This is a genomic window from Paraburkholderia tagetis (genome assembly GCF_022213065.1).
Lineage (GTDB): Bacteria > Pseudomonadota > Gammaproteobacteria > Burkholderiales > Burkholderiaceae > Paraburkholderia > Paraburkholderia tagetis.
Map to the genome: position 1 here is coordinate 500608 of NZ_JAKLJA010000001.1, position 21879 is coordinate 522486.

The following is a 21879-nucleotide window of genomic DNA, read 5'->3' on the forward strand; positions in this document are numbered from 1 at the left end:
CCGCTTTCTTTTGCCTACTTTTCTTTGCGGCTGCAAAGAAAAGTAGGTGCCGCCCCGCACAGGGGCAACGCTAATAGACCACCGCGAACACAAGGAAACGCGAAAAGCCCGCGAAAAACCCGCGAAAAACAAGGAAACGCGACACCCCGACAACCCATCCCCGAACAGAAACCAACCAGAGTAACCCATCATGAATTTCGCTTATAGCCCCAAAATCGACGACCTGATCCGCCGCGTGCGCAGCTTCATGGACGAGCATATCGTGCCGCGCCAGCGCCAATGGCACGAAGAAGTGCACGCGGGACACTATCCCGTCTCGTTCATGGAAGACCTCAAAACCCTCGCCAAAGCCGAAGGCCTGTGGAATCTCTTCCTGCCGCATTTGAAGGACGACGAGCCCGGCACCCGCCTCACCAATCTCGAGTACGCGCCGCTCGCGGAAATCATGGGGCGCGTTTCGTGGGCGCCCGAGGTCTTCAACTGCAACGCGCCCGATACCGGCAATATGGAACTGCTGCACATGTTCGCAACGCCGGCGCAGCGCAAACAGTGGCTCGAGCCGCTGCTCGAAGGCAAGATTCGTTCGGCATTCGCCATGACGGAGCCGGACGTGCCCTCCTCCGACGCGACCAACATCACGACGTCGATTCGCCGCGACGGCGACGACTACGTGATCAATGGCCGCAAATGGTTCATCACGAACGCGGCGCATCCGAACTGCAAGATCTATATCGTGATGGGCAAGACCGATCCCGATGCAGAAAGTCACCGCCAGCAAAGCATGATTCTCGTGCCGGCGAATACGCCGGGCGTGAAGCTCGTGCGCAATATCACGGTCATGAACCATGTCTCGCCCGAAGGTCACTGCGAGATCACGTTCACCAATGTGCGCGTGAGCGCATCGAATCTGCTCGGCGAGGAAGGCAGCGGTTTCGCGCTCGCGCAGGCGCGCCTTGGGCCGGGTCGTATTCACCACTGCATGCGCTCGATCGGCGCGGCGGAACTCGCGCTCGAACTGATGATCGAGCGCGCGCAGGAGCGCAAAACCTTCGGCAAGTATCTGCATCAGCACGGCACGGTGGGCGAATGGATCGCGAAGTCGCGCATCGAAATCGATCAGGCCCGGCTGCTCGTGCTCAAGGCCGCGTGGCTCATCGACGAAGTCGGCGCTAAAGCGGCGCGCAAGGAAATCTCGATGATCAAGGCGCTGGTGCCGCAGCTTCATACGACGGTCTGCGACCGCGCGATGCAGGTATTCGGCGCGATGGGCGTGAGCCCCGATACGCCGCTCGCCGATCACTGGACATGGGGACGCGCGCTGCGTTACGCGGACGGTCCGGACGAAGTTCACCTCCAGGCCATTGCGAAGATGGAACTCGCGAGCGGCAAGGAGCGGTTTGGCGCCATGGCCGCTTACCTGAACGCGCCGCTGCGCGACTGATCCCTCGCGTAGCGCAACTGCAGTGAAGCAAAGCAAACTGAACGCATCGTCACGGCGCCGCTCGTTTATGATGACGGCAAACGGAGACTGTGCGATGCGTTCACCCAGGCTGGATCTGAATCTATTCGTCGTATTCGAATCGATCTACGAAAAGCGCAATCTGACTCGCGCAGCCGAGGCGCTCTCCATTACGCAGCCCGCGGTCAGCAATGCGCTCGCGCGCATGCGCAAGGCGTTCGACGATCCGCTTTTTGTGAGCACGTCCACGGGCATGGTGCCCACGCCGCTCACCGAAAATATCATCGGCCGCGTGCGCGAAGCGCTGCAGTTGCTCGAAGCAAGCGCGACCGAAGGCGATGTGTTCGTGCCCGCCACGTCGGAGCGAACCTTTCGCCTGAGCATGCCCGATTTGACCGAGGCGATGCTGCTGCCCGCGCTGGGCGAAGTGCTCCAGCAACAGGCGCCCGGTATGAGCATCGAATGCTATTTCACGCCGCGCAGCGACATGTCCACGGCGCTGGCGACGGGCAAGATCGACTTTGCAATCGATGTGCCGCTCGTCGACGATCCGCAACTGCGTCAGGCGCCGCTCGGCAACGACCACTATGCGTGCATGCTGCGTCACGATCATCCGTTCGCGGGCGACACGCTGGCCATGGACGATTACCTCGCGCTCGGCCATATTCAGGTGTCGAGCCGCCGCCAGGGAAGCGGTTTCGTGGATGCGGAGTTGAAGAAGCTCGGCAAGCAGCGGCGCATCCAGATGCGCGTGCAGCACTACATGGTCGCGCCGCTCGTGGCGCTGCGCACCGATCTCGCGCTCACCGCGCCCATCCAGCTTCTGCAACGCCATGACGCGCGCATCTTCGAGTTGCCGTTCCGGCTCCCGAATCTGGAATGGCATCTGTACTGGCATCGCAGCAGCGAGCAGGACCAGGCGGGCCTGTGGCTGCGAGAAAAGATTCTCGAGCTGATGAGCGGCAAAGCCCGCGCACCGAAGCAACAAAAACCGAAGCGCCGCAGCGCTCAAGCCGCTTCATAACGTGTGGACGCCCGCCGACCGCCGACCGCCGTTCAACGATGGCGCTCCGCTGCGCGCGATACGTGTGCTCATGCCTGCTCATGCCTGCGAAGGCGTCACCGCGCCCGGCCACGGCAAGGCGCTGGCGCGCGTGCCCGCCTTGCGCCCGACGATTTCGTAAATCGACACGGCGTCGTGCTCGAACGCCATAGCCCAGTCGCGCAGATAGCTGCACCAGGTCTGGAAGCCGCGCTCATCCACGAGTTGCCGCAGCGCGGCCTCCTTGGTCCAGAGATTCGCTTCCCACAAACGCAGCGTCCTCACGCAATGGCGGCGCAGGTTCTGGATGCACGACACTTCCAGCCCGCCCTCGCGCATGGCGCTCAGCGCGTAGCCCAGGTCGGGCAATTCGTCGTCGGGGAATACGTACCGGCTCGGGAATGCGCCGCCCTCGCGTGAATAGCGTTCGTCCACGCCGCCGGGCCCGTTCGAGACGATCCCATGGCTCACGACCACGCCGTCCGGTGCGAGATGCGCCTGCAACGCTTCCACGTACTCCTGAAGATTACTGTGACCATCGCCGCCGAACATGCCGAGGCTCGTGATGCGATCGAAACTGCCCTCGACGTCGGACCACGCTTCCAGGCGGATCTCCACGCGGTCTTCCAGGCCCGCCGCCTTGACGCACTCGGTGGCCCAGTCGAACTGGTTCTCCGAACGCGTGATGCCCACGCAATGCGCGCCGAACTTCTCGGCGGCGCGAATCACGAGCGCACCCCAGCCGCAGTCGACGTCGAGCAGGCGGTGGCCAGCTTGCAGCCGGATTTGCGTAAGGACGTGGTCGATCTTGTTGAGTTGCGCGGTGGCGAGATCCTCGTCGCCGTTTTCGAACCACGCGCACGAGTAGACCATCCTCGGGTCCAGCCACATCGCGTAGTACTCGTTGGGCGCATCACGCAGGTAGCGGTCGCGCTCGGAGAGCACGTTCGACGCCATCGACTTCAGAAACGAAGCAAGCTTGTGGCGGCCGGGTTTCTCTTTATCGTCTGGCGGTGCCTCTCGCGCCTGGCCTGGCGCGGCCTCGTTCTTCCGGCCACGCGCATCGCTGAACCAATGGTGCTTGACTTTTCCGTCATGAGGCATCCGTGTCTCCGTTGGTCATGTTCATCGGCCCACATCGGCGTGCTCGTCGGGCACGTCCTGGCGCTTGCGGGTGGGTGCGAAAAGCGTGCTGCGCGGAACCCAGACCTGGCGGAACTGCTCCAGTTCGCGTTCCTCCGCAAAGACCTGCATCGAAGGCTTGACCAGGTCGTGGCGCGACACCACGCCAACCAGCCGCAGGGTCTTTTCGTCGTCCACGACAGGCACGCGGTCGAGGCCCGTAATGGCGAGACGCGCCGCTACGTTCCTGCACGTTTCGCCGGGCAAGGCGACTTCGACGCGGGTCTTGACAAAAGCCGAGCCGATCGGCGTTTCGGCTTTGGCCGCGGGGATGCGGTCGAGCATCGCGCGGTCCACCATGCCCAGCAGCATGCCATTCCTGACCACGGGAAATGCGCGAAACTTCTGGCCCTTGCCGAAATAGTCGTTGAGCACGCTAGAGACCGTTGTGCTCGCATCGATCGTCACGACCGTGCGCGTCATCACCTCTTCGACATAATGGCGTTCGAGCGGATCGATGCTGTATTCGCGGTAGATGTGATAACCGCGCCGGGCAATTTTCTCGGTCAGGATCGAGCGTCGCATGAACATCACCGTGAAGCCGTAGGCCACGGCGGCGGCGGCGAGCAGCGGCAGCAAGGCATTGGCGTCGCCGGTCAGTTCGAAGGCAAACACCGCGGCCATCACGGGCGCGCGCATCATGCCGCCGAGCGCGGCCGCCATGAAGATGAGCGGCCACAGCGCGGGGTCGTGGCCGGGCATGTACGGGCCGACCAGCGCGCCCACGCCCGCGCCCATCATCAGCAACGGCGCGAGCACGCCGCCCGAGGTGCCCGAGGCCAGCGCGATGACCCAGATAATGGCCTTGACCACGACGATGCCGACCACCACCTGCATGGCCAGATGATTTTGCAGCAGGTCGCCGATCACGTCGTAGCCAACGCCGAGCGTGCGCGGCTGAAAATATCCGCCGATACCCACGGCAATGGCGCCCAACGCGGGCCACCACATCCAGTGAATGGGAAGCTTGCCGAACAGGTCTTCCACGCGATAGAGCCACGTCGACAGGCCCCACGACAACGCGCCCGCGATCAACCCGGCAATGGCCGCCGACACGATGCCGATTGGTCCGATGGGGATCGTATGCAGCGGAAACAGCGGGCCGCTGCCGAGAAACAGCGGGCGCGTGAAGCCCGCCACGGCGCAGGCGATGGCGACCGGCAGGAGGCTGCGGGGCCGCAACTCGAACAGCAGCAATTCGATGGCGAGCAGCACGGCGGCCACGGGCGTGCCGAACACGGCGGTCATTCCGGCCACGGCGCCCGACACCAGCAGCGCCTTTCTTTCGGCACTCGATAGATGGAAGAACTGCGCGATGAGCGAGCCAATTGCGCCGCCCGTCATGATGATCGGGCCTTCGGCCCCGAACGGTCCGCCGCTGCCGATGGCGATGGCCGAGGCGAGCGGCTTGAGCACGGCCACCTTCGGCGACATCTTGCTCTTGCCGAACAGAATCGCCTCGATGGCTTCAGGAATGCCGTGGCCGCGAATCTGCTCCGAGCCGAAGCGCGCAATCAATCCCACCAGCAGCCCGCCAATCACGGGCGCGGCCACCACGAACCATCCCAGCGTGTTCTCGGCCGGAGAATGATTCACGGTCGAGAGCGTCTGGAAGAAAAACAGGTTCGTGAAGAAGCGGATGAGGTGCAGCAGGAAGTCGGCGGCAACGGTACTGAGTGCGCCACCCACTGCGGCGATGGCGCTGATGCGCAGAAGCCGGACATCGGTCGCGAAATCGCCCTTATGCTCGCTGCGCTCATTGCGCTCATTGCGCTCGCTGTGCTCGCTCATGATTCCCCTTGGCGGGTGCGGGAAGGTCGGTTGCACCCACGGGGTATTTATATCATAACGTGATGCAAACGATCCGATTCATCCGCTGAATTTATCGGGTGAATTCATTCTTTCAAATCACCCTCGCCAGGCTTCGAGAAATCGGAGCCATGCGGTGGCGCCCGGGTCCGGATGGCCGATGCTGCGCTCCTGAACCCACGCCGCGCGCCCCTTCTTCGACTGGAGCGCGGCGGTGGCGCTCACCTGCTGCGAGGCCGTGGCGATCATGGCGTCGATTAGCGCGCGCTGCGCGCTGCCTGCCGCCTGGGCTTCGAGCGTGTCGAGGCTCGGCACAAGCGCATCGAGCACGGTTTTGTCGCCGAGTTGCGACTTGCCGCGCTCGGCAATGCGCGCGGCCACGGCCCGCCCCACGGCGAGCGCCTCGGCCCGCCCCGCTTCGCGCCGTCCCGCCACGGCCTTCGCGCCCGCGAGCAGCCCGCCGCCCACGAGCGCGCCAAACGTCGACGGATTGGCCGTCGAGAATGCCTTGCCCGTGGCCAGCAGCACGTCGGAGAGCGCAGCATCGGCGGGCAGCTTCTCGATGGCCTCGGCAGCGGCGAGCGAGCCCGCTTTCACGGTGAGGCCGAGGTCGCCGTCGCCGAGCGCGGCGTCGAGTTCGCGCAATTCCTCAGCGCTGGCCGGCAGCGCCTTCAACGCTGCGACCAGGCGCGTGCGCAGTTCGTCGACTGAAAGGCTCATCGTGCACCTCCCTCGTCCACGCGCCAGCCTTCGCGCCAGAACGGCGAGCACACCGGCGCGTCGAGCAGCGCGTCGAGTTCCTCGTCCAGTTGCATCACGGAAATCGAGGCGCCGGCCATTTCCAGGCTCGTCACGTACTCGCCCACGTAGGCGCGCGCCACGCGCAGCCCCGCTGCGTTCACTGCTTGCGCCGCGCGCCGGTACAGCAGATACAGTTCCTCCAATGGCGTCGCGCCCAGCCCGTTCACGAGCAGCGCCACCCTCGAACCCGCCCTGGCATTCAGATCGCGCAGCGTGGCGCCCGCAAGGCGCTCGGCAATCGCGTCCGCGCTTTCGAGCTTGCCGCGGTGCGTGCCCGGCTCGCCGTGAATGCCGATGCCGATCTCCATCTCGCCCTCGGGCAGCGTGAAGGTAGGCTTGCCGGCCGCCGGCAGGATCGTGGGCGAGAGGCCCACGCCCATCGTGCGCGTGGCGCCGTTGGCCTTGGCGGCGATGCGCGCGACTTCGTCCAGCGAATCGCCGCGCTCGGCCGCCGCGCCCGCGCACTTGAAGCCGAACACCATGCCCGCCACGCCGCGCCGGTCCGGGGCCCGCTCGGGCGGCGCGGATGCCACGTCGTCGGCCACCAGCACGGTGCGCGTTTCGATGCCGTCCGCGTCGGCGAGGTCGGCGGCCAGGTCGAAGTTCAGCACGTCGCCGCCATAATTGCCGTAGAGGTAGAGCACGCCCGCGCCGCCGTGCACCGCCTTGGTGGCCTCGTAAATCTGCTCCGACGATGGCGAGGAAAACACGTTGCCCACCGCTACGCCGCTCGCGAGCCCCTTGCCCACGTAACCGAGAAAGCCCGGCAGATGCCCCGAGCCGCCACCCGTCACGATGCCCACCTTGCCTGCGCGCGGGAAGTCGGCGCGCACGAGCGCGCGGCGGTCGGCGGTCACGGGTTTGAGCCAGCCCGGATGGGCGAGCAACAAGGCGTCGATCATCTCGTCGACAAAATGATCAGGATGATTGATGATTTTTTTCACGTGTCGCGTCTCCAGAATCGGGGGCGGCCGTGCCGCCGCCGTCGTTAGCGGTTAACGTCATTGCATGTGTTATTGCGGGTTATCGCGCCTGTTCGCGCATTGTGGCGTCCGTCATTCAGCGCTTGCGCCGCTGGCTGAGCGCATCGAGCAGCACCGCCGCGAGAATCACGCCGCCCTGAATGAACTGCGTCCAGAACGGATTGACGCCAAGCAGCGAAAGCCCCACGTTGATCACGCCAATCAGCACGACGCCAATGAAGGTGCCGACGATCGAGCCGCGCCCGCCCGCAAGCGATGTGCCGCCAATCACGATCCCGGCGATCACTTGCAGCTCCAGCCCATTGGCCGCCGAAGGCAGCGCCGAATTGAGGCGTCCCGCAAGCACGATGCCCGCAATCGCGGCAGTCGCACCGGCCAGCGTGTAGGTGAAAAAGATCACACGATTGACGGGAATACCGGCGAGCCGCGCCGCCTCCTTGTTGCCGCCCACGGCAAACACCTGATGCCCGAACTCGGTCTTGCGCAACAACACGTGACCGATCACAAACACCGCGAGCATCACCAGCATCGGCGCGGGCAGCCCCGCGAACGTCTTCGCGCCGAATGCGGTAAACACGGCGGGAAAATCGAATTTCGTGCGCCCGTCCGAGATCGCGAGCGTGAGGCCGCGCCCCATCGCCATCATCGCGAGCGTGACGATGAACGGCACGAGCCGCAGCCATGCAATGGCGAAGCCGTTGAGCGCGCCCACCAGCGCGCCAGTTGCGAGCGCAATAACGAGTCCCGCCACGCCGAGCCCAAGCGCGTCCGGGCTCGCGCCGGCCATGATGGTCGCGGCCACCATGCCGCTCAACGCGACGAGCGACCCCACCGAAAGATCGATGCCCGAGGTGATGATTACGAACGTGCCGCCCACCGCCGCAATGCCCACCACCGAGACCTGCACCATGATGTTGGTGAGCGTGCTGGTGGTGAGAAACTCGGGCGACGCGAGCGAGAGCGCGATGCAGATCAGCACGAGCGCCGCAATGAGCGGGCCGAGGCCGCTGCGCAACTGGCGCAGCACACGCTGTTGCAGGGTTTGCGTTTCCTGAGGCGGTCGAGCCGTGGTGGACGTCATGCTGCAACTCCGGTGGTGGCCCCGGTGGTGGCCCCGGTGGTGGCCCATTGAATGATCGTCTCCGAGTCCGCACGCTCGCGCGCCACCTCGCCGACGATGCTGCCGCGGTACATCACGAGCACGCGGTCCGACATGCCGAGCAGCTCGGGCAACTCCGAACTCACGAGCACCACAGCCACGCCCGCGCGCGCCATCCGCACGATGTGCGCATAGATCTCGGTCTTCGCGCCGACGTCGATGCCGCGCGTGGGCTCGTCGAGCAAGATCACGGCCGGCGACGTGGCGCTCGCGCGCCCGAGTATCACCTTCTGCTGATTGCCGCCCGAGAGATTGCCGGTGAGTTCCGTAACGGAGGGCGCGCGCACCGCGAAGCGCTCGCTCGCCTCGCGCGCGAGCTTGCGCTTGCGGGCCGCGCTCACGAAGCCGCCGCGCACGAGCGCGCGCAGGCTCGATAGCGCAATGTTCTCTTCGATACTCGCATCGAGCACGAGCCCTTCGAGCTTGCGGTCCTCGGCGGTATAGACGATGCCCGCGCGCATGCCCTGCGCCGGCGAGCGCAGCGCGAGTTTCTGCCCGCGCATGCGCAGCTCGCCGCCGGTGAGCGGCAGCGCTCCGCACAGCGTTTTCAACAGCTCGGTGCGTCCCGCGCCGGCAATGCCGCCGATGCCCACGATCTCGCCCGCGCGAATGCTGAAGCTCGCCTCGCGCAGCACGGGCGCGCTCGCCACCTTGCGCGCCTCCAGCACCACCTCGCCATAAGGCCGCGCTTCCCATGGATAGAACGAGTCGAGATTGCGCGCCACCATCGCCTGCACGAGCGCCGGCTCGTTCCATTCGGACATCGGCCGCGCGCCGACCGTCGCGCCGTCGCGCATCACCACGGCGGAGTCGGCCAGTTCGAACACTTCTTCCAGGTGATGCGAAATAAAGATGATGCCCATGCCCGCCGCGCGCAGGCGGCGCACCACCGCATAGAGATGCTCGATGTCGTGGTGCTGGAGCGCGGCCGTGGGCTCGTCCATCACCAGAATGCGCGCGTCGCGTGCGAGCGCCTTCGCCACTTCCACGAGCTGGCGCTTGTTGAGCGGCAGATCGCCCACGCGCATCGCAGGCGACACGCCTTCGAGCCCCACCTGCGCAAGCGCGTCGCGCGCCATCGCCTTGGCGCGGCGATGATCGACGATTCCATAGCGCCGGGGCATGCGGCCGAGAAAAAGGTTCTCGGCCACGCTCATGTCGTTGACGAGCGAAAGCTCCTGATAGATCACGGCCACGCCCGCGTCGATCGCGGCCTGGGTGCCGCGCGCGAGGCGCTGGCCGTCGATTTCGATCGTGCCTTCGTCGGGCTCGTAGGCACCCGAGAGCGTCTTGATCAGCGAAGACTTGCCCGCGCCGTTCTCGCCCACGATCGCCATCACGTGCCCCGCATGCAGCACGAGGCTCACGCCGCGCAGCGCCTTCACGCCTGGAAAGCTCTTCACGATGCCGCTCATGCGCAACAGCGGCGGCGCGCTGCCCGTCGTGTCCGCGCTGGCGCACGGGTTTTCGTCGGCGCGCCGTGGCGCATGCATTGCAGAACCTGATTCGCGTTTCATCCGTTCATCCCGGACGCCGGGCACGCATCGCGCACCCGGCGCATTGACCCACGCGTGTTACTGCGAGACCTCGAGCGCCCACAGACCGTATTGCTTCGCGCCATCCGAATCGATGTTCGACTTGTCGATCAGATAGGTCGGCCACGCATAATTCGCGGGCACGTCCTTTTTCGACTCGTAGTCGGTGACGAACGTCATTGCCTTGGCGGACATGCCGATCGGGTTCTGCGAGATCGTCGCGTCCTGCTTGCCCGCGCGTATCGCCGAAAGGGCCTGCGCCGTGCCGTCCGCGCCGATGACGAGAATATGAGCGGGGTCGCCGAGCGGCTTGTAGCGGCCCGCATTGTCGATGGCCTTTTCGGCGCCTACCGTGTTGTCGTCGTTCGCGCCGAATACCGCGTCGATCTTCGGATACTTCTGGAGAATGTTCGTCATCGCGTTGAGCGACTTCTCCTGGTCGAAACCGCCCTCCTGGCGCGCGACCACCTTGATGTCGGGATACTTCGCGATCTCTTCGGAGAAGCCCTTCTCGCGATCCGTGGCCGCCGTGGTGCCGATGAGACCGATCAGGTCGACCACATTGCCCTTGGGCGAGCCATAGCGCTTCGTCAGTTGATCGGCGATCCACTTCGCGCCCGTGGCGCCCAGCGCCACGTTATCCGAAGCGACGAACGACGTGACCTTGCCGCCGTCCGAGCCACGGTCGAGCATGAAGACTGGCACGTGCATCGAATTGGCCTTTTCCACAGCCGGGATGATCGCCTTCGAATCGATCGGATTGAGCACGAGCGCGTTCACGCCCTGGCTCAGCAGGTTGATCGCGTCGTTGACCTGCTGCTGCGCGTCGCCGTTCGCGTTCGTTTGCACGAGGTCGAAGCCTTGCTGCTTCGCGCCCCGCTCCACGCCACTCTTCAGGCCTACGAAGAATGCGTTGTTGAGCGTCGCAATCGAAAAGCCCACTTTCATCTTGCCGCCTGCCGGCGCGGCGGCTGCTTGTGCCGGCGCACTGGCGAGCGCGGTGCCCGAGTCGGTCGCGCTGGTCTTGGGCGACTCGGTCTTCGAGCAACCCGCCAGCATCGCGGCGGCGGCAAACATCGCCACGCCCGCCGTTGTTCCCATGCGCGCGCCGCGCGCCACCCATCCGTCGAAACCTGCTGAACTCCACGCCATCACCGTCTCCTGTCTTTGATCTGCTGGTTTTGATCGACCTGCGAACCGCGAACCGACTGCGTTACCGTGTATGCCGCACTGCCACGACTGCCTGGGCGCATGACCGCCCGCCTGCATTTCTCCCTGCGTTTCTCCCTGCATTCCCCCCTGCTTCTTGCCTGCTTCTTGCCTGCTTCTTGCCTGCTTCTTGCCTGCTTCTTGCCTGCTTCTTATTTGTTTCTTGTTTGCTTCTTGCCCGCTTTCCGCCCGTCACTTGCGCGGGCCGTAGCCCTTGAACTTCTCGATGACTTCCTCCATCTGCGCGTCCGACAACAGTGGCGGCTCGCCAAGCTGGCAGGCGAGCAGATATTGCTTCGCCAGTACCTCGACCTCATGCGCGAGCCACAGCGCGCGCGAAAGATCGCGCCCGAGCGCGATGACGCCGTGATGCGCGAGCAGGCAAGCAAGCCGCTCGTGCAGCGCTTCGAGCGCGTGATCCGAAAGCGCCTGACTGCCGAAGGTCGCATATGGCGCACAGCGAATCGAATTGCCGCCCGCCGCGGCCACCATGTAGTGATGCGCGGGAATGCCCCGGCCGTGGACGGCAAGCGCCGTGGCCGCATTGGAATGCGTATGAACAACCGCTTTCACATCGGGCCGCGCACGCAGGATGTCACGATGAAAACGCCACTCCGACGAGGGCCGCTGCGCCTCGAAAAGCGGGTCGTCGTCGCGCACGTCCAGCGGCATCCAGACGATGCCTTCGCGCGTGAGCGCGGCGCACGGCACGCCGCTCGGCGTAATCAGCAGCCCGTCATGCCAGCGCGCGCTCACATTGCCCGACGTGCCCTGATTGATGCCAAGGCGCTCCATCTCGCGCGCGGTATCGACGATCTGCTGCCGCAACTCGGCCTCGGCGCGCGCATCGCGGGCGCGCGCCGCCGTCTCGCCCGCGCGGCGCTGGCCGCTTTCTGCGCTCGTGCCGCTGGTGCCGTTCGTGTCTCCGGTATGTCCGGTGCCTCCGGTGTCGCCGGTGCCGCTGGTATCGCTCGCGCCGCTCATGCCGCCGCTCCCTTCGCGAACAGCGCGGCCAGATTCGCCTCGAACGGCGCGCGCACGATGCCCAGTTCCGTCACGATGCCCGTCACGAGCGCGTGCGGCGTCACATCGAACGCCGGGTTGCGCACTTTCATGCCTTCTGGCGCCGTGCGCCGGCCCGCGAGTTGCGCGACTTCGTCGGCGCCGCGCTCCTCGATGACGATGTCCGCGCCGCGCGCAGTGCGCAGATCGAGCGTGGACGAAGGGCACGCCACATAGAACGGAATGCCGAAATGCTTCGCCGCGATCGCCACGCCGAGCGTGCCGATCTTGTTCGCGACGTCGCCGTTCGCGGCCACGCGGTCGGTGCCCACGATCACGAGATCGATCAGCCCTTGCGCCATGAGCGCGGGCGCCATGCTGTCGGTGATCAGCGTGACATCGAGCCCGCCCTGCTGGAGTTCGTAGGCCGTGAGCCGCGCGCCTTGCAGGAGCGGACGTGTCTCGTCGGCGTAGACGCGAAACGGCACGCCCTCGCGATGCGCGCAATAGAGCGGCGCGGTGGCGGTGCCGATGCCCGTCGTCGCCAGCGCGCCCGCATTGCAGTGCGTGAGCACGCCGCCGCCCGCTTCGATCAACGCGCGGCCATGCTCGCCGATCTTCGCGCATAGCTCGACGTCTTCACGATGGATGCGCCTGGCTTCCTCCACGAGCGCGTCGTAGAGTTCCGCGCCTGTGCGGGCCGAGGCGCCGCGTGCATGCGCGAGCATGCGTTCGAGCGCCCAATGCAAATTCACCGCCGTCGGCCGTGCGCTGTCCAGATACGCAGCGTGTTGTTCGAGCCGCGCGAAGAATGCATCGCGCGAAGCCTGGCGCTCGGGCCGCATCGCCACGCACAGGCCGTAGGCCGCGGCGACGCCAATCGCCGGCGCGCCGCGCACGCGCAGCTCGTGGATCGCGCGCCAGACCGCCTCGACACTATCGGTCGCCTCCACCACGGTTTCGAGCGGCAGGCGCGTCTGGTCGAGCAGATAAAGCGTGTCGTCGCGCCACTCGATGGTGGGCGGAAGATTCGATTGGTGCGGCTGCAACGCCATACGTTCTCCGTGAATGCCGGTACGCCGGACTGCGCCGCTCGCGCGGCGCGCTGTTTCGTGATCGCTTCGTGATCGCTTCGTGATCGTTCTTTGATCGGTTCGTTTATGCGGGCGCGCTCATGCGTCCACCGGCTGCGCAAGCACCTGCCCTGCCAGCGCGACAACCGCCTCGATCGAAGCGAGTTCGCGCCGTTGCACGAGCAGCGCCTCGGCCAGCCGCAGGCAGCGCACTTCCACCCTCGCGCGCACCGCATCGTCCTTGATGCTGGTGACCTCCGCGACCTTCGCCATGCCGACGATGCGCCGGATCATCTTGCAGCCCGCAAAGCCCAGCGTGTCCGCCAGCAACCGCCGCACGAAGTCTTCGCGAAACGCCTCGGCGGCACGCGTCCCGGCGGGGCCGCCAATATACGCGCGGCCCGTCTCGCGCTCATGCGCACGCCAGAGGCCCGCGAATTTTTCCGCGAAGCCGTTCCATGCCTGCACAACCTGTTCGAGCAGCCAGCGCTGATACACAGCAGGATCGCGCCCCGCCACGCGGTCGTGCCAGTCGCGCGCGTAGCACGCCAGCAGCAGGTTCGCGATAAACGCGCCCGGGTCGAATCCCATCGGCCCATAGAATGCGAACTCGGGATCGATCACATAGGTCTCGCGCTCGTTCGCCATGATCGAGCCCGTATGCAGATCGCCGTGCACGAGCGTTTCCGCATGGTTCATGAACGCCCACTTCATCTCGCCCGCCGCGCGCCGCAGCGGCTCGTGCGTGCGCAGCCGCTCGATTGCAGCAGCCGGCAGCGCGGGACTATACACGTTCGACGGGTCGTCCTCGAATGGAAACGTGAAAACGAGATCCTCGGTAATCCTGCACAACTCGGTGTTGATGTCGCCGCCCACAGCCGCCTTCTTCGCGTCGGGCGCGAGATACAGGTCGGAGCCGTGAAAGAGCGTGCGGGCGAGAAACGTGGAAAGGTGATCGGCCAGATGCGGATACACGAGGCCGTCGATAAGCCCCTGGCGCAGCACGCGATGCGCGTCGAGCCGCTGCATCACCATGAGGAATTTTTCGCTGTCGGCGTGATAGACGCTCGGCACGTGCTGCGGGCACAGCGCGCCGAAGCGGCGCAACGCGGCCACTTCGCGCTCCATGCGCTCGCGCGGCAAGGGCCAGTCCTCGCCCACGAGCCGCAGGAACGGCGGCGCCTGCTTGACGACCACGCTGCGTTGCGGATCGCGCGCGCTGCTCACGAAATAGACATAGTTCAGGTTGCCGTCGCCCACTTCGACGACATCGAGCTCGCTGTCGTCGCCCAGCCGTGCGCTCACGGCAGGAATACCCCTCAGGTATGCCGCCAGTTCGGAAGAGCTGAAAGCCTCGAAGTGCATGGGTTTTCCTGTGCGGAAGGTGGACCCGTGGGTCCGTGAGTCCATGGGTCCGTCCAGCTAACGTCGCTTGCGTACGAGATCGAACTTGAAAATGCTGGCGTTGTAGTAGTCGTTGCTGTAGCAGACCGCGCGTCCGGTTTCGTCGAAGTCCACTTCGTCGATCAGCAGAAAGAGGCCGAGACTCTCCTGCAATTCCGGCAAGTCGCGCGGCGTCAGCACCGTTGGCTGAATCGAGCTGTGCGTATGCGAAAGGCGGATACCTGCACGCTCGAACGTGCCAAACAGCGACTCGCCCAGTTCATGCCCATCGAGCACCGCCTTCGGCACGATGTCGATGCAATACGCGGCGATCGCATCGTCGGCGTGGCGCACGCGCTCCAGCCGCAAGCAGGGTTCGCCCTCGGCCAGGTTGAGCTTGTGCGCCAGCGTTCCCGAAGCGGCAATCGTCTTCACCTGCAAACGGCTCGTGGAAGGCACCGCGCCCACGCTGCGGATCATGTCCGTCACAGACATCAGATCATCCAACCCGCCTTGCAGCTTCAGCGCGATTTGCCTGACGAAGGTGCCCTTGCCATGCACACGCGTGAGCAGCCCGTGCGAAATCATCTGCGCCACTGCTTCGCGCAGGCTCGAACGACCCACGCCCAGCAACTCGCAAAGCTCGGGCTCGGTGGGAATCTGGTCGCCCGGCTTGAGCGCGCGCTCGCGAATCATTGCCAGCAACGAATCCTGGATTCGCTCGCACATCGACTGATCGACGCTCAGACGCATGGGTGCCCTGGATAGCCACGTTGGGCGTCAATTTACATCAGACGTCTGATGTCATCGACCCATGGTTTTCCCTTGGAAGCGGTGCAATATGGGGAGTTTGCAAACGATAAAACTGCCTCAAAGGATCCTGCGCCCCTAAGCATTTTCTGATTTGAGCCGTCCACCGGGACGGCTTTTTTTGGGGGGCTCGCGACATGCCCTCTCGCCGGCGGAACGTCTTGCGGCGAGAGGGCATCGACTTACAGGTGCTTATGCGCGATGACGCGTGCTTACGCGCTGGCCGCCATGCGCACCGGCGTGCGGTACTCGCGCAGCAGTTGCTCGCGCTTGCTGGCCGCGGCGCGCATGTTGTTCTCCTTCACATGGCCAAAGCCGCGAATGTCGTCGGGGATGCCTGCCAGCTTGAGCGCCACGGGGAGACGATCGGCGTCGAGCGTTGCGCAGAATTCGTCGACGAGCGCGAGGTAATCGGCAATCAACTGACGTTCGCCGCGCCGTTCCGCCGTGTGGCCGAACACGTCCAGCGCCGTGCCGCGCAGCCCCTTCATGCGAGCGAGCGCACGCAAAGCCGGGAGCACCCACGGGCCGAATTGCTTCTTCTTCAAGCGGCCCTGTTCATCGCGTTTCGCGAGCAACGGCGGCGCAAGGTGGAAGTTCAGCTTGTAATCGCGGCCCGGTTCGCCTTCGAACTGCTCGCGCAGTTTCGCAAGGTACGCGGGATCGGCATAGAGGCGCGCGACTTCGTATTCGTCCTTGTAGGCCATGAGCTTCGCGAGACTCACGGCAACCGTGCGCGTGAGCGGCAGCTTCGCGTTGCCGGTGGCTTGCGTTTCCTTGGCGCGCATACGGTCGATCACGCTGCGATAGCGCTGCGCATAAGCGGTGTTCTGATACGCCGTCAACAACGCTTCGCGCGAGGCGACTACCGTGTCGAGCGATTCGGGCATGCGCACGACAATCGCCTGCGCCGAAGGCTTCGTGTGTGCCTGAATGGCTGCTTCGCCGTGTTGCGCCACATGACGGCCCCAGTTGAACGCGAGGCGATTTTTCTCGACCGCCACGCCATTGAGCTCGATTGCGCGCAGCAGGCTCGCAAGCTCGAGCGGCAGCCAGCCCTTTTGCCATGCGAAGCCCAGCAGCAACGGATTGCTGTAAATCGTGTCGCCCAGCAGCGAGAGCGCGAGCGCATTGGCGTCGATGAACTCGCATCCCTGGCCGATGCTTTCGCGCAGACCCGCTTCCGTCTGCGCACCGGGGAACACCCACTTCGGATTCCGTACCAAATCCGCCGTTGGCGTCGCACCGCTATTGACTGCGGCCACCGTCACGCCATGTTGGGTGCGCGAGAGCACGTCGGCCGATGCACTCACCAGCGCATCGCAGCCAATCACGAGGCGCGCTTCGCCCGTGGCGATGCGCGTCGCATGCAGCGCGTTGGGCGCCGATGCGATCTGCACGTGGCTCAACACGGCGCCGCCCTTCTGCGCGAGCCCCGCCATGTCGAGCACGGTCACGCCCTTGCGCTCGATATGCGCGGCCATGCCGATCAGCCCGCCGATGGTCACCACGCCCGTGCCGCCCACGCCCGTGACGAGAATGCCGTAGGGCCGTGCGAGCGCCGGCAGCGTGGGCAGCGGCAGCGCGTCGAAATCGGGTGTGGCTGCTGCATTACGCGCGGCCTGCGGCTTGCGCAGTTGCGCGCCTTCGGCCGTCACGAAGCTCGGGCAAAAGCCCTTCACGCACGAAAAATCCTTGTTGCACGACGACTGATTGATCTTGCGCTTGGTGCCGAGCGGCGTTTCGAGCGGCTCGACGGACAGGCAGTTCGATTGCACCGAGCAATCGCCACAGCCTTCGCAAACCGCGTCGTTGATAAACGCGCGGCGCGCCGGATCGGGATACGTGCCGCGCTTGCGGCGGCGGCGCTTTTCCGTGGCGCAGGTCTGGTCGTAGATCAGCACGGTCGTACCGGGCACTTCGCGCAGCGTGCGCTGCACGGTGTCGAGTTCGTCGCGATGGAAAATGTCCACGCCCGTGGGCAGCACGATGCGCGCATCGTATTTCTGCGGCTCGTCCGTGACGATCACGATGCGCTTCGCGCCTTCGGCATGGACCTGATGCACGATCTGCGACACGGTCAGCACGCCGTCGATGGGCTGGCCGCCCGTCATGGCGACCGCATCGTTATAGAGGATCTTGTACGTGATATTCGCGTTCGCCGCGATGGCCGCGCGAATGGCAAGCAGCCCGGAGTGGAAATAGGTGCCGTCGCCGAGATTGGCAAACACGTGCTTGTCGCCGGCGAAGTGCATCTGCCCGATCCACGTCACGCCCTCGCCGCCCATCTGGCTGAAGGTCTCGGTCTTGCGGTCCATCCAGATCGACATGTAATGGCAGCCGATGCCCGCGAGCGCGCGCGAGCCTTCGGGCACGTTGGTCGACGTGTTGTGCGGACAGCCCGAGCAGAACCACGGCTTGCGCTCGACAGTGACTTGAGGCTTCGCCGCCTCGCGCTCCTTGGCCTCGATAATCGCCACGCGTGCAAGCATGCGTGCGCGCACGTCCGCGGGCAGATCGGCGCGCGCGAGACGCCGCGCGATGGCCTTGGCGATAAGCGCGGGCGAAAGCTCGTAATGCGCGGGCAGCAGCCAGTTGCCACGCGGCACGGACCACTCGCCGCCTTCGTTGTCGCGTTCGTCGAACTTGCCGTAGATCTTCGGACGGACGTCCTCGCGCCAGTTGTATAGCTCTTCCTTCAACGCATATTCGAGAATCTGGCGCTTTTCCTCGACCACGAGAATCTCTTCGAGACCGGTGGCGAATGCGCGTGCGTCCTGTGCATCGAGCGGCCACACGCAGCCCACCTTCATGACGCGCAAGCCGATCTGCGCACACGTTTGATCGTCGAGACCGAGGTCGCTGAGCGCCTGGCGCACGTCCAGATACGCCTTGCCCGCGGTCATGATGCCAAAGCGCGGCGCCGGCGAATCGATCACGACGCGGTTCAGCTTGTTCGCGCGCACATAGGCGAGCGCCGCATACCACTTCTCGTCCAGCAAGCGGGCTTCCTGCACCAGCGGGGTATCGGGCCAGCGGATATTGAGGCCGCCCGCCGGCATCGTGTAGTCGTCCGGCGTGACGATCTCCACGCGCCCCGGATCGAGATCGATCGACGCCGTGGATTCGATCACATCGGTCACGCACTTCATGGCCACCCAGAGGCCCGAGTAGCGGCTCATCGCCCAGCCGTGCAAACCGTAGTCGATGTATTCCTGCACGTTGGAGGGATAAAGCACGGGAATGCCGGCCGCGATAAACGCGTGCTCGGATTGATGCGCAACCGTGGACGACTTCGCCGCGTGGTCGTCACCCGCCAGCACGAGCACGCCGCCGTGAGCCGAACTGCCCGCCGAGTTCGCATGCTTGAACACGTCGCCCGTGCGGTCGACGCCCGGGCCCTTGCCGTACCACATGCCGAATACGCCGTCGCGCGTCGCGCCCGGCCACAGGTTGACCTGCTGCGAGCCCCACACGGCAGTTGCCGCGAGGTCCTCGTTCACGCCCGGCTGAAAAACAATGTCGTTGTCCTGCAGATGCTTTTTGGCTTTCCACAGCGACTGATCGAGCGCGCCCAGCGGCGAGCCGCGATAGCCCGAAATAAAGCCTGCGGTATTCAGGCCAGCCTGGCGGTCGCGTGCCTTCTGCAGCATCGGTAACCGAACCAGCGCCTGCGTGCCACTGATGTAAACCCGCCCGCGTTCGAGCGTGTACTTGTCGTCGAGCGAAACCGGGGTGGCCGGCGAGTCGGTCGTTACGTCCTGTGCAACAGGGTCGCGCGCATTCATGGGGATTTTGTCTCCGCGTGATGATCGTTTTCAGGCGAGTATAGAAAGCCCTGTTCGTATCGTAAAATCACAAATAGACAACTCTGATATGCGAAAAACAGATGGCGTTCGATCTCACTCTGCGGCAGCTCCGCTACTTCGTGGCGGCAGCGCAAACGGGCCAGTTCTCGATGGCGGCGGCCAACGAGCACGTCTCGCAATCGGCGATCACCAACGCCGTTCTCGCGCTCGAAAGCGGGCTCGATACGCGGCTGTTCGAGCGCCTGCCTCACGGCGTCGTGCTCACACCGGACGGTCAGGATTTTTATAATCACGCGCGCCGCGTGCTGGACGCCGCGCGTGATGCAGTGCACAAACCGCCGTTCCGGGCGCACGACATGCGCGGGACCGTGCGCATCGCCGCGACCTATACGCTGCTCGGCTATTTCCTGCCCGAATTGCTCGCGCGTTTTCGCGCGACTTATCCATTCGTGGATTTCGACTTGCAGGACCGCGAGCGTCCCGACATCGAAAAAGCGGTCCTGAACGGCGAGGTGGAAATTGGCGTGGTGCTGCTATCGAACGTCGAGCGCCTGAGCCGCTTCGGCAGCCAGGTGCTCAACCGCTCGCGGCGGCAGTTGTGGGTGGCGCCCTCGCATCCGCTCGCGCAGATCGACGCGCCGTCGCTCAAGGATATCGCCGCGCATCCCTACATTCTGATTACGGTGGACGAGGCCGAGCAGTCGACACTGCGCTACTGGAAAAAGAAAAGCGCCAAGCCGAATATCGCGTTTCGCACGTCTTCGATGGAAGCGCTGCGCGGGCTCGTCGCCCATGGCTTTGGCGTAACGGTGCTATCGGATATGGTGTTTCGCCCGTGGTCGCTCGAAGGCAAACGCATCGAGGCGCGGCCCGTGCTCGACGCGATTCCGCATATGGAGGCCGGCATGATCTGGCAAAAGGGCGTGCAAATGAGCGGGCCCGCCGCCGCGCTGCAACAGTTTCTGATTCATGCGTGCGGGACGTAAGTGCACAAGCGATGGCTGACGCCTTCAGCCACGGATGCCGTCGGCGCGATCGGCAGCAGCAAATCGATAGCACCGCTTTCTGTTTGCTTCCGATCAGCGCTGCCTTCTGCGGAAGTCCAGGGCAAGCGCGAACAGCATGACAAAAACAATGAAAACCGCCTTGGCGAAGCACTCAGCCTCTTTGGAAAATGGGCTGAAAGCAAAAACGGCCGAAACGACTGCAATAAGGAAAAATGCAATTGAATATATCACTTAGCGATCCAAAATTAAGGCTTCGCCTTTCCTATCGCGCGAATACCCGCCATGCCGTTGCAGATGACGACAAGACGGGGCTTGTTCGATGAGGATTGCCTTGGTTGCGATCCGGTTGTTTCGGGTTACGTACTAAATCCGTGCGGTCGCGCCCGTCCACGCTGCGCGCCAGCGCCCCTTGACATACACCAGGCCGAGTCCGCCGGCGAGCGCGAGGCCCGCGAACAGCCAGAGGCCCTCGGCATAGGAGCCGGTCGCCTGCCTGATGGCGCCGAGGCTCGAGGCAAGCGCGAAACCGCCCACGCCGCCTGCCATGCCGATCAGGCCGGTCATCACGCCAATGTCCTTGCCGAAGCATTGCGGCACGAGCTGAAACACCGCGCCGTTACCGGCCCCAAGGCACAGCATCGCGACCAGAAACAGCGCAAGCGCGAGCGATGGCGTGCCGACGCCGTAACCGGCGATGCCGATCAACAACGCGACCACGCCATACACGCCGAGCAGCGAGCGCGTGCCGCCAACCCGGTCGGCCAGCACGCCGCCGATGGGGCGCATGGCGGAACCCGCGAACACGCAGGCGGCCGTAGCCCAGCCGGCCGTCTTCGGATCGAAGCCGAACTGGTCGTGGAAGTAGCCCGGCAGCGAGCTGGCAAAGCCTGCGAAACCGCCGAATGTGAGCGCGTAGAAGAACATGAACCACCATGCGTCGCGGTTGCCGAGCATGCGCAGGTAGTCGCCAACGCGCTTGTGCTGTATGGCGCCGGGCGCGTCCTTCGCGCAGGCGGCGTAGAAGAGGAAGACGGCCGCGAGCGGGATGCAGGCGAGGCCGAACACGGTCTGCCAGCCGAACACGGTCGCGAGGACCGGCGCGAACAGCGCGGCCATCACCGTCCCCGAATTGCCGGCACCGGCGATGCCCATTGCCGTGCCCTGGTGGCGCGGCGGATACCAGCGCGAGGCCAGCGGCAGCGCGACCGCAAACGAGGCGCCCGCAACGCCGAGGAACACACCGAACACGAACGCCTGATGCAGACTGTGGATGCCGACCCGCCAGGTCACCAGCAGCGTGGCGATCACCACGGCCTGGCCGAGCAGACCGGTGCGGCGCGCGCCGATGCGATCGGCCAGCATGCCCATCGGCAGGCGGATGAGCGCGCCCGCGAGAATCGGCACGGCGACCATCATCGCGCGCTGCTGCGTGGTGAGCGCGAGCGTCGTCGCGACCTGGATCTGCAGGGGGCCGAGCAGATACCAGACCATGAAGCTGAAGTCGAAGTAGAAAAAGGCCGAGGCGAGCGTCGGGAGATGGCCACTCCGCCAGAAACTGCGGTCTACATCCATGAGGGGAAATCCATCGTCAGGCATGGCCGTTTTCATCGCAAACG

General features: G+C 65.0%; 17 protein-coding genes. 4 read left to right on the forward strand and 13 right to left on the reverse strand.

Annotation, left to right across the window (positions count from 1 at the left end; all coding sequences use genetic code 11):
* Positions 1-190: 190 nt before the first annotated feature.
* Together L5014_RS02115 and L5014_RS02120 are read left to right on the forward strand one after the other, a co-directional pair.
* Positions 191-1441 carry an acyl-CoA dehydrogenase family protein gene (locus L5014_RS02115; protein WP_238461916.1) on the forward strand — a complete coding sequence of 417 codons (1251 nt, stop codon included), beginning with the start codon at positions 191-193 and terminating at the stop codon, positions 1439-1441.
* 94 nt (positions 1442-1535) lie between these two features.
* Positions 1536-2483 carry a LysR family transcriptional regulator gene (locus tag L5014_RS02120; RefSeq protein WP_238461917.1) on the forward strand — a complete coding sequence of 316 codons (948 nt, stop codon included), beginning with the start codon at positions 1536-1538 and terminating at the stop codon, positions 2481-2483.
* A gap of 78 nt (positions 2484-2561) precedes the next feature.
* Here L5014_RS02120 and L5014_RS02125 read toward each other — a convergent pair whose 3' ends face one another.
* The 12 genes from L5014_RS02125 to L5014_RS02180 all read right to left on the reverse strand — a co-directional run bounded on the left by L5014_RS02125 (position 2562) and on the right by L5014_RS02180 (position 19235).
* Complete coding sequence (locus L5014_RS02125) at positions 2562-3605, reverse strand: SAM-dependent methyltransferase (RefSeq protein ID WP_238461918.1); 1044 nt, start codon at positions 3603-3605, stop codon at positions 2562-2564.
* A 21-nt stretch (positions 3606-3626) separates the two neighbouring features.
* Positions 3627-5474: a chloride channel protein gene (locus L5014_RS02130; RefSeq protein WP_238461919.1), complete on the reverse strand. Its 1848-nt coding sequence runs from the start codon at positions 5472-5474 to the stop codon at positions 3627-3629.
* Between the two features lie 117 nt (positions 5475-5591).
* Positions 5592-6212, reverse strand: a complete 621-nt coding sequence (locus L5014_RS02135) for a DAK2 domain-containing protein (RefSeq protein WP_238461920.1) — start codon at positions 6210-6212, stop codon at positions 5592-5594.
* The gene (locus L5014_RS02140; RefSeq protein ID WP_238461921.1) at positions 6209-7237 is read right to left on the reverse strand and encodes a dihydroxyacetone kinase subunit DhaK; all 1029 of its coding nucleotides are present in this window, start codon (positions 7235-7237) and stop codon (positions 6209-6211) included. Before L5014_RS02140 ends, L5014_RS02135 begins: the two co-directional genes overlap by 4 nt.
* A 115-nt stretch (positions 7238-7352) precedes the next feature.
* Positions 7353-8357 carry an ABC transporter permease gene (locus L5014_RS02145; RefSeq protein WP_238461922.1) on the reverse strand — a complete coding sequence of 335 codons (1005 nt, stop codon included), beginning with the start codon at positions 8355-8357 and terminating at the stop codon, positions 7353-7355.
* Positions 8354-9928, reverse strand: coding sequence for a sugar ABC transporter ATP-binding protein (locus L5014_RS02150; protein ID WP_420800001.1), 1575 nt, complete (start codon positions 9926-9928; stop codon positions 8354-8356). The genes L5014_RS02145 and L5014_RS02150 overlap by 4 nt, the downstream gene beginning before the upstream one ends.
* A gap of 81 nt (positions 9929-10009) precedes the next feature.
* A complete protein-coding gene (locus tag L5014_RS02155) occupies positions 10010-11122 on the reverse strand; it encodes a sugar ABC transporter substrate-binding protein (protein ID WP_238461924.1) in 1113 nt (370 codons plus the stop codon).
* 249 nt (positions 11123-11371) lie between these two features.
* On the reverse strand, positions 11372-12163 hold the full coding sequence (locus L5014_RS02160; protein ID WP_274389183.1) for a class II aldolase/adducin family protein: 792 nt from the start codon (positions 12161-12163) through the stop codon (positions 11372-11374).
* Complete coding sequence (mtnA, locus tag L5014_RS02165) at positions 12160-13236, reverse strand: S-methyl-5-thioribose-1-phosphate isomerase (RefSeq protein ID WP_238461925.1); 1077 nt, start codon at positions 13234-13236, stop codon at positions 12160-12162. The genes L5014_RS02160 and mtnA overlap by 4 nt, the downstream gene beginning before the upstream one ends.
* Before the next feature lie 117 nt (positions 13237-13353).
* Positions 13354-14619, reverse strand: a complete 1266-nt coding sequence (gene mtnK / locus L5014_RS02170; protein WP_238461926.1) for an S-methyl-5-thioribose kinase — start codon at positions 14617-14619, stop codon at positions 13354-13356.
* A 57-nt stretch (positions 14620-14676) separates the two neighbouring features.
* On the reverse strand, positions 14677-15390 hold the full coding sequence (locus L5014_RS02175; protein WP_238461927.1) for a GntR family transcriptional regulator: 714 nt from the start codon (positions 15388-15390) through the stop codon (positions 14677-14679).
* A 269-nt stretch (positions 15391-15659) separates the two neighbouring features.
* Positions 15660-19235, reverse strand: coding sequence for an indolepyruvate ferredoxin oxidoreductase family protein (locus L5014_RS02180; RefSeq protein WP_238461928.1), 3576 nt, complete (start codon positions 19233-19235; stop codon positions 15660-15662).
* A 101-nt stretch (positions 19236-19336) separates the two neighbouring features.
* Between L5014_RS02180 and L5014_RS02185 the strand changes: the two genes are divergently transcribed.
* Positions 19337-20242 carry a LysR family transcriptional regulator gene (locus L5014_RS02185; protein WP_238461929.1) on the forward strand — a complete coding sequence of 302 codons (906 nt, stop codon included), beginning with the start codon at positions 19337-19339 and terminating at the stop codon, positions 20240-20242.
* The gene (locus tag L5014_RS02190) at positions 20243-20485 is read left to right on the forward strand and encodes a hypothetical protein (protein WP_238461930.1); all 243 of its coding nucleotides are present in this window, start codon (positions 20243-20245) and stop codon (positions 20483-20485) included.
* Positions 20486-20626: 141 nt separating this feature from the next.
* Here L5014_RS02190 and L5014_RS02195 read toward each other — a convergent pair whose 3' ends face one another.
* Positions 20627-21835: a nitrate/nitrite transporter gene (locus L5014_RS02195; protein ID WP_238461931.1), complete on the reverse strand. Its 1209-nt coding sequence runs from the start codon at positions 21833-21835 to the stop codon at positions 20627-20629.
* Positions 21836-21879: the final 44 nt, after the last annotated feature.

Coding starts and splice junctions, on each gene's coding strand:
- L5014_RS02115 (WP_238461916.1), top strand. CDS start 191: ATGAATTTCGCTTATAGCCCCAAAATCGACGACCTGATCCGCCGCGTG.
- L5014_RS02120 (WP_238461917.1), top strand. CDS start 1,536: ATGCGTTCACCCAGGCTGGATCTGAATCTATTCGTCGTATTCGAATCG.
- L5014_RS02125 (WP_238461918.1), bottom strand. CDS start 3,605: ATGCCTCATGACGGAAAAGTCAAGCACCATTGGTTCAGCGATGCGCGT.
- L5014_RS02130 (WP_238461919.1), bottom strand. CDS start 5,474: ATGAGCGAGCACAGCGAGCGCAATGAGCGCAATGAGCGCAGCGAGCAT.
- L5014_RS02135 (WP_238461920.1), bottom strand. CDS start 6,212: ATGAGCCTTTCAGTCGACGAACTGCGCACGCGCCTGGTCGCAGCGTTG.
- L5014_RS02145 (WP_238461922.1), bottom strand. CDS start 8,357: ATGACGTCCACCACGGCTCGACCGCCTCAGGAAACGCAAACCCTGCAA.
- L5014_RS02150 (WP_420800001.1), bottom strand. CDS start 9,928: ATGCATGCGCCACGGCGCGCCGACGAAAACCCGTGCGCCAGCGCGGAC.
- L5014_RS02155 (WP_238461924.1), bottom strand. CDS start 11,122: ATGGCGTGGAGTTCAGCAGGTTTCGACGGATGGGTGGCGCGCGGCGCG.
- L5014_RS02160 (WP_274389183.1), bottom strand. CDS start 12,163: ATGAGCGGCGCGAGCGATACCAGCGGCACCGGCGACACCGGAGGCACC.
- mtnA (WP_238461925.1), bottom strand. CDS start 13,236: ATGGCGTTGCAGCCGCACCAATCGAATCTTCCGCCCACCATCGAGTGG.
- mtnK (WP_238461926.1), bottom strand. CDS start 14,619: ATGCACTTCGAGGCTTTCAGCTCTTCCGAACTGGCGGCATACCTGAGG.
- L5014_RS02175 (WP_238461927.1), bottom strand. CDS start 15,390: ATGCGTCTGAGCGTCGATCAGTCGATGTGCGAGCGAATCCAGGATTCG.
- L5014_RS02180 (WP_238461928.1), bottom strand. CDS start 19,235: ATGAATGCGCGCGACCCTGTTGCACAGGACGTAACGACCGACTCGCCG.
- L5014_RS02185 (WP_238461929.1), top strand. CDS start 19,337: ATGGCGTTCGATCTCACTCTGCGGCAGCTCCGCTACTTCGTGGCGGCA.
- L5014_RS02195 (WP_238461931.1), bottom strand. CDS start 21,835: ATGGATGTAGACCGCAGTTTCTGGCGGAGTGGCCATCTCCCGACGCTC.